This is a genomic window from Streptomyces sp. JH14 (assembly GCF_029428675.1).
Lineage (GTDB): Bacteria > Actinomycetota > Actinomycetes > Streptomycetales > Streptomycetaceae > Streptomyces.
Map to the genome: position 1 here is coordinate 3,038,223 of NZ_JAJNEL010000001.1, position 13,266 is coordinate 3,051,488.

The window sequence follows — 13,266 nt, forward strand, 5'->3', positions numbered from 1 at the left end:
TTACGGCTCCTCGGGGGTGGGGTGGGTCATGGGTGCTGCTGCGCAGTCTGGTGCCCCGGACGGGCGTACGGGTGGAAATCCCTCGGACTCCGTCCGGCTGAGGACCAGCCGGCGGTCCGGGGTGAGCCGGACGACGAGGTGGCGGCGCCAGGTCTCGTCGTCACGCTCGGGCCGGTCCTCGCGCCAGTGGCAGCCGCGGGTCTCCTCGCGCTGCCGGGCGGCGGCGACCAGGACGCGCGAGACGAGGAGCAGGTTGGTGGCCTCCCACGCCTCGACGCCGGGCACCGCGACCTTCGGCTCGGCCGCCCGGGCGTCGGCCGCCGCTCGGTTGTGCAGGGCCTCCAGCCGGTCGGCGGCGGTGGCGAGGCTGGTGGCGGAACGCAGGACTCCGGCGCCCTGGGTCATGATCCGCTGGATCGTGGTCCGCACCTCGGGCGCGAGCAACGGCGAGGGGTCGGGAAGACCGGCGGCCCGGTCCGTTTCGGGGACCACGGCCGTCGGGCGCGGGCGGTCCTCGACGATGTCGGCCGCGATGCGTTCGGCGAAGACCAGGCCTTCCAGGAGTGAGTTGGACGCCAGCCGGTTCGCCCCGTGCACGCCCGTGCAGGCGACCTCGCCGCACGCGTACAGCCCCGGAACCGTCGTACGGCCGCGCAGATCCGTACGGATGCCGCCGGAGGCGTAGTGCGCAGCGGGGGCGACCGGGATCGGTTCGGTGATCGGGTCGATGCCGTGGGCGCGGCAGGCCGCCAGGATCGTGGGGAAGCGCTGCTCCCACATCTCGGCGCCGAAGTGCCGGGCGTCGAGGTACATGTGCTCGGTGCCGTGCAGCTGCATCTGGCGGGTGATGGCCTTGGCGACGATGTCGCGCGGGGCGAGCTCGGCCAGTTCGTGCTGCCCGAGCATGAAGCGGGTGCCGGACGCGTCGACGAGATGGGCGCCCTCGCCCCGCACCGCTTCCGACACGAGGGGCTGCTGGCCCTCGGAGTCGGCGCCGAGGAACAGGACCGTCGGGTGGAACTGGACGAACTCGAGGTCCGAGACCTCCGCGCCGGCCCGCAGCGCGAGAGCGACACCGTCGCCGGTGGAGACCGCCGGGTTGGTGGTGGCGGAGAAGACCTGGCCCATGCCGCCGGTGGCGAGGACCACCGCGGGGGCGTGGACGGCGCCGACGCCGTCGTGCTGGCCCTCGCCCATGACGTGCAGGGTGACGCCCGTGGTCCGGCCTTCGGCGTCCGTCAGCAGGTCGAGGACCAGGGCGTTCTCCACGGTGTGGAGGGCGGCGGCACGGACCGCCTCGACCAGGGCACGGGAGATCTCGGCTCCTGTCGCGTCCCCGCCCGCGTGCGCGATACGACGGCGGTGATGGCCGCCCTCGCGGGTGAGCGCGATGTCGCCGGCTGCGGTGGTGTCGAACTGCGCGCCGGTCTCGATCAGACGGCGTACGGCGTCCGGGCCTTCGGTGACCAGGGTCCGTACCGCCGACTCGTCGCACAGGCCCGCGCCCGCGACGAGGGTGTCGGCCAGATGCTGTTCGGGGGTGTCGCCCTCGCCGAGGGCCGCAGCGATACCGCCCTGCGCCCAGCGGGTGGAGCCGTCGTCGAGGCGGGCCTTGGTGACGACGACGGTGGCGAGACCCGCGGCCGCGCAGCGCAGCGCGGTGGTGAGGCCGGCGACGCCGGAGCCGACCACCACGACATCCGCGTCGATGGCCCAGCCGGGGGCGGGGGCGGTCAGCCGTATTCCGGTCACGTGTCGGCTCCGAAGGTCAGCGGGATGTTGTCGATCAGGCGGGTGGCACCCACCCGAGCGGCGACGGCGAGGATCGCGTCACCGGTGGTCCGGTCGTCGGGGATCTCGGTGAAGTCCGCCGGATCCACGAGCGCCAGATAGTCGAGGGCGAGCGGGGGCTGCTCGGCGGCCGCGTCGTCGAGGATCATGCGCGCGGCGGCGCGTACCGCCGCTGGTCCGTCGTCCGGCCGGGCCCGGGCGACCGCCTGGGTGTCGGCGGCCGCGCGCGCCTCGCCGAGCCGGGTGAGGGCCGCGGCCCGGCCCACCGTCGCCGGGGTGGTCTGCGCACGGGCGTGCAGCGCCTGCTGGGCGGCGAGCCTGTCGCGGGCCGCGAACAGGGCCTTGGACAGCGCGAGGGCGGTGCGGCGCTCCTCGGCGTCGAGGAACCGGTTGCGGCTGGAGAGCGCGAGGCCGTCCGGCTCGCGGACCGTCTCCACGCCGACGATCTCCACCGGGAAGTTCAGGTCGCGCACCATGCGGTGGATCAGCGCCAGCTGCTGAGCGTCCTTCTGCCCGAAGAACGCGGCACCGGGGCGGGTGAGGTGCAGCATCTTGGCGACGACGGTCAGCATCCCGTCGAAGTGTCCCGGGCGGAACGCCCCTTCCAGCCGCTCGCCCATCGGGCCCGCGGAAATCCTGACCTGCGGTTCGCCGCCGGGGTAGACCTCGTCGACGGACGGGGCGAAGACCGCGTCGGCGCCTGCGGCGCCCGCCACGGCGAGATCGGCGTCGAGGGTGCGCGGGTAGCGCTCGAGGTCCGCCGCCTCCCCGAACTGCAGCGGGTTGACGAAGACGGTGACGACGACCTGCCCGTCCGGGCCGGTGGCGGCGCGGGCCGCCCGGATCAAGGCGGCGTGGCCCTCGTGCAGGGCGCCCATGGTCATGACGACGGCCCGCGGTCCCTTGCCCGCGCCGAACGCGGCGAGCTCGGCGGCCGTACGGAGCAGCGTGCTGGAGGTCTCGGTCATCGGGTCTCCCCCGGTCCTGTGCTGCCTGTCGTGCCCGCGGCACCGTCGGCCAGGACGCCCAGCAGGTCCTCCGCCAGCTCCGGCTTGAGCAGGCCGTGGGCGAGCGCGCGGTCGGCGGTGGCGCGGGCCATCGCGAGGTAGCCGGCCACGGTCTGCGGGGCGTGCCTGCGCAGCTCGCCGATGTGCGCGGCGACCGTGCCCGCGTCGCCGCGGGCGACCGGACCGGTCAGCGCGCCGTCACCGGAGCGCAGGGCGTTGTCGAGCGCGGCGCCGAGGAGTGGACCGAGCATCCGGTCGGGGGCCGCGACCCCTGCCGTACGCAGCAGGTCCATCGACTCGGCGACCAGCGTGACCAGGTGGTTCGCGCCGAGGGCGAGCGCCGCGTGGTACAGCGGACGGGACTCCTCCGCGATCCACTCGGGCTCGCCGCCCATCTCGATGACGAGCGCCTCGGCGGCGAGCCGCAGCTCGTCAGGGGCGGTGACGCCGAAGGAGCAGCCGGCCAGCCGCTGGACATCGACGCTGGTGCCGGTGAACGTCATCGCCGGGTGCAGGGCGAGCGGGAGTGCGCCGGCCCGCAGGGCGGGGTCCAGGACCCGTGTCCCGTACCTCCCCGAGGTGTGCACGATCAGCTGTCCCGGGCGGACCGCACCCGTCTCGGCAAGGCCCTCGACGAGACCGGGCAGGGCGTCGTCGGGCACGGTCAGCAGGACCAGCTCGGCCCGCGCGAGGACCTCGGCGGGCGGCACGAGGGGCACGTCGGGCAGAAGCGCGGCCGCGCGGCGCACCGACGCGTCGGAGACACCCGACACGGCGACCGGGCGGTGCCCTGCGAGCTGCAGGGATGCGGCGAGGGCAGGGCCGACCCTGCCCGCGCCCACGACGCCCACGGTCAGGCGGGCGGGGCGGTCCCTCGCGTCGAGGGGCTCCTTGAAGGGTGATGCGTTCACGCGGCGATGGCCTTCCGTTCCAGTCCGCGGGGGGTACCGGACGATTTCTCTGCATGCTACGCCAGCGTTTCGTCCGGACTCCTGGCCGTCCACAGGCTGTGGACGAACACGTGGAGGGCCGCCGGGGCGGGGACCGGGCCGCGATGTGGGCGGCGGCCGCCTTCTGCGTAATGATCGTCCCATGACGGACACGGACGAGCAGGTACGGCCGCAGGTGCGGGCGCAGTACGGAGTACGGGGCGGGGCCTCGGACGACGAGCAGGCCGAACGCCTGAGGCGGATCACGGCCTGGCGCCGGGCCGAGCGGATTCTGGCGCGGCCGCCCGTCGACCGCACCCTCGGCGAGCAGCTGGCCGACCTGACCGCGTACGCCGGTTCCGTCGCCGATCTGGAGCAGCCCGCGGACATCTACGGCGACGGGATCGTCGGCGTGCTGGAGGAGCGGATCGCCGGTCTGCTCGGCATGGAGGCCGCGGCCTTCTTCCCGACCGGGACGATGGCGCAGCAGGTCGCCCTGCGCTGCTGGGCGGGGCGCACCGGCAACCCGACCGTGGCGCTGCACCCGCTCGCCCACCCGGAGGTGCACGAGCGCGGGGCACTGGGATCGGTGAGCGGGCTGCGTACTGTCCACCCGACGTCCGAACCGCGGCTGCCCACCGCGCAGGAGATCCACGACTTCGCCGAACCGTTCGGCACGCTGATGCTGGAACTGCCGCTGCGCGACGCGGGATTCGTGCTGCCGGAGTGGGAAGAGCTGGAGGCCGTCGTGGCGGCCGCCCGTGAACGCGATGCGGTGGTGCACGTCGACGGCGCGCGGCTGTGGGAGTGCGCCCCCCGCTTCGGGCGCGGCCTGCCGGAGATCGCGGCGCTCGCGGACAGCGTCTACGTGTCGTTCTACAAGACCCTGGGCGGGCTTTCCGGGGCCGCGCTCGCCGGTCCGGAGTCCCTGATCGAGGAGGCCCGCACCTGGCGCCACCGGTACGGCGGCCTGCTCTTCCAGCAGTTCCCGGCGGCGCTCGCCGCGCTCATCGGCCTGGACCGGGAGCTGCCGAAGCTGTCCTCGTACGTGGCGCAGGCGAAGGTGGTGGCCGGGGCGCTGGCCGAGGGCCTCACGGAGTCGGCCGTTCCGTGGTTCCGGGTGCATCCCGAGCCGCCGCACACGCACCAGTTCCAGGTGTGGCTGCCGTACGGGGCGGATGTCCTGACGGAGGCGGCGGTGCGGCAGGCGGAGGAGACGGGCGTGGCGCTCTTCCGCCGGTGGCACCCGGCTTCGGCCGGGCCGCCCGGGCTGTCGTACACGGAGGTCACGGTGTCGGAGGCGGGGCTGGAGTGGACGGCCCGGGATGTGCGGGCTGCCGTGGAGGAGTTCGTGCAGCGGTTGGCGTAGCGGGGGTGCGGGCACCGGGGTCGTCCGGTGCCCGCACCCTCCCTCGAGCGCCGCACCGGCCGGCGGCCCCGGCACGGGCGCCCTCGCGGCGACGCGAGCACACCGGGCCCGCCCGATGACCAGTCCGTCCTCGGCAACCGCACCGCCCGCACAGCGCCCGCCCGAGCCGAAACGCACGAGGGCCTCCCGGGCACGGGTGTCGCTGCGGCGCCGGGTCGTGTCACGCGCCTTCGCGGGTGAATCGTTCCCGTAGCGCCGCGCGCCGACGCCGCCCGGCCGGGCGGCCCGCCATCACCGCGTCGAAGCGGCGCCGGTCGCGTGCCTCCCGTATCACCGCCCCGTCGTACCGCCCCGGCAGCGGCGGTGGCGGTTCCCCGTGCCGGGCCGCGCGCCAGCTGTCGATCATGTGCTGCCGTATGGCGTCCATGACCTCAGCGTGAGCCGGTCCCGACCGTCCCACGCGCCGATTGACGGCCACCGTCAAATGGCGAGGGCGCTTTCCCCGCACCCCGCACTATGGAGGGGTGAGCGTGAACATCGACATCGCGGGACTGCCGCCCGAGCGCATCGTCTTCGAGACCTCGCCCCTCGCCGAGCTGGGTCTGGCCCTGCACGCGCTTTCCGAGCCGGGGCACCATCCCGGCCTGCACGGCTGGGCGACGGCCACCGCCGCCTCGCTGGAGGCCGATCTGGCGGACCGGCTGCACGAGGCCGACTTCCTGTGGCGCAACACGTTCTCCGACGTCTTCATGCCGTTCGCCGGGGTGCGCGGCGGTGACGGCCGGACCGGGGCGACGCTCGCGGAGGATCTGGACATCCTCGACCGACTGGACGACGAACGGTTCGTCGCCTCCGCCCTGGAGTTCACCTGCGCCAGCCTGTACGGGATCGGCGCTCCCTCCCCGCTCAGCGACCCGGCGATGCGCGCCCGCGCCCTGGACATGGCGGCGGCGCGCGGCCCGCGGCAGCTGGAGTTCACCCGCCAGCTGCTGGGCGACCCCGCCCCCGTACGCCGCTGGGTCCGGCGGCTGTTCGAGGACTGCGACCAGGCGTTCTTCGCGGACACCTGGCGCCGGGTGCAGGTCCAGCTGGTCGCCGACGTCCGGCACAAGACGGATCTGCTGCGCCGCAAGGGGACCGGTGAGGCATTGGGCGCGGTGTCCGCGGCGCTCTCGCTCGACGAGGACACGAGCAGGATCAGCGCCGACAAGATGACGGAGGGATCGACCACCGCGACCGACCCGGCCGTCGGCGCCGGGCTCACGCTCATACCGACCAGCTTCGGCTGGCCGCATCTGATGGTGCTGCACGCACCGGGCTGGCGGCCGGTGATCCACTATCCGGTGCACCGGCCCGAGCTGCCCTCCCCCGCCCCGGTCGAACTGCTCCGGCTGCGGATGGAAGCGCTCGCCCACCCCATGCGCATGCGCCTGTGCCGCAATCTCGCCCGTTCCCCGTACACGACCGGTGAACTCGCCGACTCGCACAGCATTACGGCACCCGAGGTCTCCCGGCACCTTTCGGTACTGAAGAAGGCCGGCCTGGTCACCACACGACGGCGCGGCAGATACGTACTCCACCAGCTGGACCTGACGGTGGTGGCGCGGCTCGGCAGCGACTTCCTGGAGGGCGTGCTGCGGTGAGGTGACCGGCACGCCCGCCCGCGTCAGCCCGCCGCGCCCCCGCCGGCCCGCACCAGCCCCGTCTCGTACGCCAGCACGACGACCTGTACCCGGTCGCGCAGGTTCAGCTTGGTGAGGATGCGGCCGACGTGCGTCTTCACCGTCGCCTCGGAGAGCACCAGCCGCGCCGCGATCTCGCCGTTCGACAGGCCCTGAGCGACCAGCAGCATCACTTCGCGTTCGCGGTCGGTGAGCTTGCCGATGTCCTTGTGCCCGGGTTCGTCGGCGGTGCTCGGCAGCAACGACGAGAAGCGGTCGAGCAGCCGCCGGGTGGTGGACGGCGCGACGACCGCGTCGCCGCTGTGCACCGAGCGGATCGCACCGAGCAGTTCGCCCGGCGGCACGTCCTTGAGCATGAAGCCGCTCGCCCCCGCCTTCAGACCGGAGAACGCGTACTCGTCGAGGTCGAACGTGGTCAGGATGAGCACCTTGGGCGCATCCGGCCGGGCGCAGATGCGCCGGGTCGCCTCGACGCCGTCCAGTCTCGGCATGCGTACATCCATCAGCACCACGTCGACGGCGGTGGAGCGGAGGTTCTCGATCGCCTCCGCGCCGTCGCCGGCCTCGGCGACGACCTCCATGTCCGGCTGGGCTGCGAGCACCATCCGGAAGCCGGTGCGCAACAGCACCTGGTCGTCGACGAGCATCACGCGGATCGCCATGAGGGTCCTTGTCTCCTGTTTCCTGTCCAGCGGGGCGGTGGCTAGTGAGCGGGTTTGAGCGGCAGCAGGGCGCTGATCCGGAACCCGCCGCCGGGCCGCGGCCCCGCGTCCAGCGTGCCGCCGACCATGCCGACCCGCTCGCGCATACCGATCATCCCGTGGCCCGCGCCGTCGGCCCCGCCGTCCTCGTACAGCTCGTGCGCGGCGCCCCGGCCGTCGTCCTCGACCAGCAGCCCGAGCCCGTCGTCGAAGTAGACGAGCCGCACGCTGGCCCCGGCGTCCGGGCCGCCGTGCTTGCGCGTGTTGGTCAGGGCCTCCTGCACGATGCGGTACGCGGTCAGCTCGACCCCGCTGGGCAGCGGGCGCGGGGTGCCCTCGATCTTGAAATCGACCGCCAGGCCGGTCTGCCTGACCTGCTCGATCAGGTCCTCGATCTGCTGCACATCAGGCTGCGGGACGTACTCCCCGCTGTCCCGGCCGTCGCCGGTCCGCAGCACGCCGAGCAGCCGGCGCATCTCGGCGAGGGCCTGCCTGCCGGTGCTGGAGATGGTCTCCAGGGCCTGCCGGGCCTGGTCGGGTGCCGCATCCATCACGTACGCCGCACCGTCGGCCTGCACCACCATCACCGAGACGTTGTGCGCGACGACATCGTGCAGTTCGCGGGCGATACGGGCCCGCTCCGCGGCGACCGCGACCTTCGACTGCGCCTCGCGTTCCCGCTCCAGCCGGGCGGCCCGTTCCTCCAGCTGGTCGAAGTACGCCCGCCGGGTCCGCAACGAGTCGCCGAGCACCCAGGCGAGCACGAACGGCACGGTCATGACGATGACGACGAAGACGCGCTGCGCCCAGCCGCCCGCCGGCTCCTCCGGCCAGCGAAGCTGCGAGAGACCGGCCGCGCCGAGACTGCAGACCAGTGCGAGCCGTGAGGCCCAGCGCTCTCCGACCGTCGCCACCGTGTAGGTGATCACCAGCAGGGCGAAGTTCGCCACGCTCGGCCTGACGCCGAGCACCAGCTGCGCGACGCCCGTCGCGACGGCGAGCAGCAGCATCTTCTCCGGCGCCCTGCGGCGCAGTGCCACGACCAGGCAGAGGCAGATGACGATCGGCACGGCGGCGAGGCGGTTCAAACCACGGCTCTGGTCGGCCACGACAGACACGCCGGAGAGCCCGAGGAGGACGACAGCCCAGAAGATGTCGACGCCCGTCGGGTGTCTGCGGATGAAGTCGTAGAGACGCTGCACGTGACCCAGCGTAGGGACAGGCGGAAGGTGCAGGGGTCAGCCGGAGGGGCGATCCGGTTCCCGGGACCGTACTCCCCAAGGTGGAGACTTGGCCCCGTGACGGATGAGTGGCGTGGATGGCAGGAGGCGGCCGAGACCGCTTTGTACGGGGACAGGGGGTTCTACCGGAGCCCCGAAGGGCCGGCCGGGCATTTCCGTACGTCCGTGCACGCCTCCCCGCTGTTCGCCGCCGCCGTGGCCCGGCTGCTGGTCAGGACGGCCCGGGAGCTGGGGACGGACACGGTCGATCTGGTGGATGTGGGGGCCGGGCGGGGCGAGCTGGTGACCGGGGTGCTCGCGGCCCTGCCGGGCATCGCCCCGGCAGGGCTTTCGGTACGGGCGTACGCCGTGGAGATCTCCGGCCGGCCGGAGGGCCTGGACCCCCGGATCGAGTGGTGCTCCGAGCCCCCGCAGGGGGTGCGGGGGCTGCTGTTCGCCAACGAGTGGCTGGACAACGTCCCGACGCCGGTGGCCGAGACCGACGCGGACGGCGTCGAACGGTACGTCCTGGTCCGGACGGCGGACGGTGCGGAACGGCTGGGTGCACCCGTGACCGGGGCGGACGCCGCGTGGCTGCGGCGCTGGTGGCCGTCGGCCGGGCCGGGCGGCCGCGCAGAGATCGGCCGGCCGCGCGACGAGGCGTGGGCACGGGCGGTCTCCACCCTGTCCGCGGGGCTCGCGGTGGCCGTCGACTACGCCCACGTACGGGAGGCACGGCCGCCGTTCGGCACGCTGACCGGTTTCCGGGCGGGGCGCGAGGTGCGGCCGGTGCCCGACGGCAGCTGCGACCTCACCTCGCATGTGGCGCTGGACGCGTGTGCGGCGGCCGGGGCGGGCGGCGGTGCGGTGCCCGAGGTGGTGGATCAGCGGGAGGCGCTGCGAGGGCTGGGGGTCAGCGGGGAGCGGCCGCCGCTCGCCCTGGCCTCGACCGATCCGGCGGGGTACGTCCGGGCACTGGCCGGGGCGGGAGAGGCGGCGGAGCTGACCGCGCGGGGCGGGCTGGGCGACTTCGGCTGGCTGACGCAGCGGGTGGGCGCGAACGCACCGCGCCCTTCCGGCGGCCTCTCGAACCCCTCCGGCGGTTGAGGAGCGGGTTCCGGGGCAGCGCCCCGGCAGGAACGCGGCCCGGGGCGCCGGGAGGCCGGGCCCGAAAGCCCGGGGCCCGGAGCACGCCGGACGGCACGCAGGGAATACTGGCCGTATGACGGAGACGACAGTCGGCATCGGCGGCGCGGCGGAGAGCACCGACATGGTGCTCAACATCGGGCCCCAGCACCCCTCGACCCACGGCGTGCTCCGTCTGCGGATCGTCCTCGACGGTGAGCGGATCCAGCACGCCGAGCCGGTCATCGGCTATATGCACCGCGGCGCGGAGAAGCTCTTCGAGGCCCGCGACTACCGGCAGATCGTGATGCTCGCCAACCGCCACGACTGGCTGTCGGCGTTCTCCAACGAGCTGGGCGTCGTGATGGCCGTGGAGCGGATGCTCGGCATGGAGGTCCCGGAACGCGCGGTCTGGACCCGGACGCTGCTCGCCGAGCTCAACCGGGTGCTCAACCATCTGATGTTCCTCGGTTCGTACCCGCTCGAACTGGGCGGTATCACCCCGGTGTTCTACGCCTTCCGGGAGCGCGAGGAGCTCCAGGCCGTGATGGAGGAGGTCTCCGGCGGCCGGATGCACTACATGTTCAACCGGGTCGGCGGCCTCAAGGAGGACCTCCCGGCGGGCTGGCTCGGCCGCGCCCGGGACGCCGTCGCGTCGGTCCGCTCGCGGATGGACGTCTACGACAGGCTGGTGCTCGGCAACGAGATCTTCCGCGGCCGCACCCGTGGTGTCGGGGTGCTGTCCGCCGAGACCGTGCACGCGTACGGGGTGTCCGGTCCGATCGCGCGCGCCTCCGGGGTCGACTTCGATCTGCGGCGCGACGAGCCGTACCTCGCGTACGGGGAGCTGCAGGACACGCTCAAGGTCGTCACCCGCACCGAGGGCGACTGCCTGGCCCGGTTCGAGTGCCTGCTGGAGCAGACCCACAACGCACTGGACCTGGCGGACGCCTGCCTGGACCGGATGGCCGAACTGGCGCCCGGGCCGATCAACCAGCGGCTGCCCAAGGTGCTCAAGGCCCCCGAGGGCCACACCTACGCCTGGACCGAGAACCCGCTCGGCATCAACGGCTACTACCTGGTCTCCAAGGGCGAGAAGACCCCGTACCGGCTGAAGCTCCGCTCCGCCTCGTACAACAACATCCAGGCGCTCACCGAGCTGCTGCCGGGCACGCTCGTCGCCGACATGGTGGCGATCCTGGGCTCGCTGTTCTTCGTCGTCGGCGACATCGACAAGTAGCCCGCACGGCGCCCGGGCCGCCGGACCGCTACGAGATCGCGCTGCGCAGCTCGGCGACGTCCAGCTGCTCGGTCTCGTCGTGCACGGTCAGGTCGATGACCTTGCCGACGGCACGGTTCGCGGCTGTTCCCGTACGGTGCGCCGCCAGCGCCTCCTCCCCCACCACGTCCGCGAGGTCCTCGTTCTGGACGGACTCGATCGAGGCGTGCGCCTTCTGCGTACCGAAGAAGTCGAAGCTGCCCTGCGGCACCGGGTGCCGCCGGGACGCGCTGTACGGGGCGACCGCGCTGGCGACCGGGACCGTGCGCGGCGCGGGAAGCACCGTCGAGGGGCGGACCGGGGGCAGGGCCGCCTGCGGGCGGCGGTGCTGCTCGGCACCCTGTGCCCCGGCAGCCGCGTGCTTGCCCTGCGGCTCCTCGGCCTCCCGGGCACGCTCCTCGAGATCACGCTTCCTGGCCTGCTCGGCGGTGCGGCGGGCCTCCTGGAGCGCGGCATTGCGGGTCAGGTCCTGCAGGGCCTGGGCGGCGCGCAGATACGCGGCCGGTGTAGGCGTGGAACGGGCGGTGGGCAGCTCCTTGGGAACCGCGGCCGCTTCGATCGCGAGCTGCCTGCGGCCCTCCAGCGCGCTGGCCCGCTCGGTCTCGGCGTTGGCGTACCGGCGCAGCAGTGCGGCGTGCTCACCGCGCAGGCCGGCGAGCTCCACGCGCTTGCGGCGCAGCTTCGTCTCCAGCCGGACGCGCAGCGCCCGCGACTCGTCGAGGTCGGCCTCGAGCTCCGCTACGCGCTCCTCGGTCTTCCATTCGTCGCTGGCACGGGCGCGTGTCAGCTCCGCGACGCGGCGGCCCGCTTCCCTGTCCCAGGCGCGCATCAGATACGCACCGATGACAGCGGCGACCGCCGTGGCGGCGACCAGTCCGCGCAGGACCAGGGGTTCGGAGAGCAGCCAGGCGCCCGCCGCACAGACGACTGCCGCTCCGGCGACGACCGAAGGAGGAAGGATTCTGTGCAGAGGTGGCGAATGGCGATGACGTCCACGTGGCATGGCCTGAAATTTACCGTGCGTAGGGGTCACTTGGGAGGCCGCCCGGCAATCTGTTCCCCGGCAGTTACCTGACGGGCTTACCGGCGGCCTCCCGAGCCGTCACCTGCTACTTCTTGATCAGGCCTTTCGACTGCAGATAGTCCTTGGCCACATCGGCGGGCTTGGCACGCTCGGCGTCCACCTTGCGGTTCAGTTCCGCGAGGTCCTCCGTGGTGAGGGCCTGGGTGAGCTTGCCGAGTGCCTCGGCAATGTCCGGTGCGCCGGCGTCCTTGGCATTGAGAACCGGAAGGACGTTGTCCGCGTTCTGAAGCTTCTTGTCGTCGTCGAGGAACACCAGGCCGTAGCTGTCCAGCACCGCGTCCGTGGTGGTGGTCAGGACCAGCTGGTCCTTGCCGTCCTTCACGGCCTGCTTGGACTGCGGAGTGCCGACTCCCTTGGGGTCGATCCCGGTGACATCAATGCCGTACGTCTTCTTCAGCCCCGGTGCGCAGAAGGGCCGCACCTCGCACTCGTCACCCGCCGCGATCTTCACCTTCAGCTTGGACGCGCCGAGGTCCGAAAGAGTCGTGAGCTTGTTCTTGTCGGCGAATTCCTTGGTCACCGCGAAGGCGTTCTGGTCGACGGCGTCACCGGCCGGAAGCACCTTCAGTCCACGCGGGGTGGCGAGCTTCTCCAGAGCGGCGACGGTGGCCGTCGCATCACCGGAGGCGACCGGCTTCTCCTCGGCCGCCTTCGCCCCGTTCACCTTGGCATTGAGGAATTCGGCGATCGTCGCGGCATATTCCGGTACGACGTCGATCTCGCCCTTCTCCAAGGACGGTTCGTACAGCTCCCGGTTCTTCACCGTGGTGACCGAGGTGCTGTATCCGGCGTCGGCGAGAATCTGCGCGTACAGCTCGGCGAGCACCTTGGACTCCGTGAAGGCGGCGGCGCCGACGACGAGCGAGCCCTTCTTCCCGGAGTCGCCGGACGCGGCGGAGCCTCCCTTGTCCTTCTCCAGGCTGTCGCCGCCGCAGGCGGCGAGCGAGCCGGCCAGCGCGATCATGCCGATGACCGCACCCGCTATGCGCGAGGTCTTGCTCATGTTGTTCTCCGTCCACAGCAACAGGGCTGTTCACAAGGCGAGATGGGCATTGGGGCGAGTGGCGGGGCGATGGGGT

At 72.8% G+C, this 13,266-nt stretch carries 12 protein-coding genes; 4 read left to right on the plus strand and 8 right to left on the minus strand.

Annotated elements, in window-relative coordinates:
- Genes LRD69_RS13545 through LRD69_RS13555 form a run of 3 tightly spaced genes read right to left on the minus strand, consistent with a single transcriptional unit; the run spans position 1 to position 3,709 of the window.
- On the minus strand, positions 1-1,752 hold the full coding sequence (locus tag LRD69_RS13545) for an L-aspartate oxidase (RefSeq protein WP_277326826.1): 1,752 nt from the start codon (positions 1,750-1,752) through the stop codon (positions 1-3).
- On the minus strand, positions 1,749-2,759 hold the full coding sequence (panC, locus tag LRD69_RS13550; RefSeq protein WP_277326827.1) for a pantoate--beta-alanine ligase: 1,011 nt from the start codon (positions 2,757-2,759) through the stop codon (positions 1,749-1,751). The genes LRD69_RS13545 and panC overlap by 4 nt, the downstream gene beginning before the upstream one ends.
- On the minus strand, positions 2,756-3,709 hold the full coding sequence (locus LRD69_RS13555) for a DUF2520 domain-containing protein (RefSeq protein WP_277326828.1): 954 nt from the start codon (positions 3,707-3,709) through the stop codon (positions 2,756-2,758). The genes panC and LRD69_RS13555 overlap by 4 nt, the downstream gene beginning before the upstream one ends.
- A 181-nt stretch (positions 3,710-3,890) precedes the next feature.
- Between LRD69_RS13555 and LRD69_RS13560 the strand changes: the two genes are divergently transcribed.
- Positions 3,891-5,096, plus strand: a complete 1,206-nt coding sequence (locus LRD69_RS13560) for a beta-eliminating lyase-related protein (protein WP_277326829.1) — start codon at positions 3,891-3,893, stop codon at positions 5,094-5,096.
- A 220-nt stretch (positions 5,097-5,316) separates the two neighbouring features.
- On the opposite strand, the gene LRD69_RS13565 is transcribed toward LRD69_RS13560, so the two are convergent.
- Positions 5,317-5,523 carry a hypothetical protein gene (locus tag LRD69_RS13565; RefSeq protein WP_277326830.1) on the minus strand — a complete coding sequence of 69 codons (207 nt, stop codon included), beginning with the start codon at positions 5,521-5,523 and terminating at the stop codon, positions 5,317-5,319.
- 103 nt (positions 5,524-5,626) lie between these two features.
- Between LRD69_RS13565 and LRD69_RS13570 the strand changes: the two genes are divergently transcribed.
- Entirely contained in the window at positions 5,627-6,739 is a 1,113-nt protein-coding gene (locus LRD69_RS13570; RefSeq protein ID WP_277329728.1) for a DUF5937 family protein, read from the plus strand.
- A gap of 23 nt (positions 6,740-6,762) precedes the next feature.
- On the opposite strand, the gene LRD69_RS13575 is transcribed toward LRD69_RS13570, so the two are convergent.
- Both LRD69_RS13575 and LRD69_RS13580 read right to left on the minus strand, forming a co-directional pair.
- A complete protein-coding gene (locus LRD69_RS13575) occupies positions 6,763-7,440 on the minus strand; it encodes a response regulator transcription factor (RefSeq protein WP_277326831.1) in 678 nt (225 codons plus the stop codon).
- Between the two features lie 41 nt (positions 7,441-7,481).
- Complete coding sequence (locus LRD69_RS13580) at positions 7,482-8,681, minus strand: sensor histidine kinase (protein ID WP_277326832.1); 1,200 nt, start codon at positions 8,679-8,681, stop codon at positions 7,482-7,484.
- A 96-nt stretch (positions 8,682-8,777) separates the two neighbouring features.
- Here LRD69_RS13580 and LRD69_RS13585 point away from each other — a divergent pair, with 96 nt between their 5' ends.
- Both LRD69_RS13585 and LRD69_RS13590 read left to right on the plus strand, forming a co-directional pair.
- Positions 8,778-9,806 (plus strand): SAM-dependent methyltransferase, encoded by a 1,029-nt coding sequence (locus LRD69_RS13585; protein WP_277326833.1) that lies wholly within the window; start codon positions 8,778-8,780, stop codon positions 9,804-9,806.
- A gap of 115 nt (positions 9,807-9,921) precedes the next feature.
- Positions 9,922-11,064: an NADH-quinone oxidoreductase subunit D gene (locus tag LRD69_RS13590; RefSeq protein WP_277326834.1), complete on the plus strand. Its 1,143-nt coding sequence runs from the start codon at positions 9,922-9,924 to the stop codon at positions 11,062-11,064.
- A gap of 28 nt (positions 11,065-11,092) precedes the next feature.
- Here the strand turns inward: LRD69_RS13590 and LRD69_RS13595 are convergent, their stop codons facing one another.
- Positions 11,093-12,106 (minus strand): hypothetical protein, encoded by a 1,014-nt coding sequence (locus LRD69_RS13595; protein WP_277326836.1) that lies wholly within the window; start codon positions 12,104-12,106, stop codon positions 11,093-11,095.
- 106 nt (positions 12,107-12,212) lie between these two features.
- Entirely contained in the window at positions 12,213-13,190 is a 978-nt protein-coding gene (locus LRD69_RS13600) for an ABC transporter substrate-binding protein (RefSeq protein ID WP_277326837.1), read from the minus strand.
- Between the last annotated feature and the right edge of the window lie 76 nt (positions 13,191-13,266).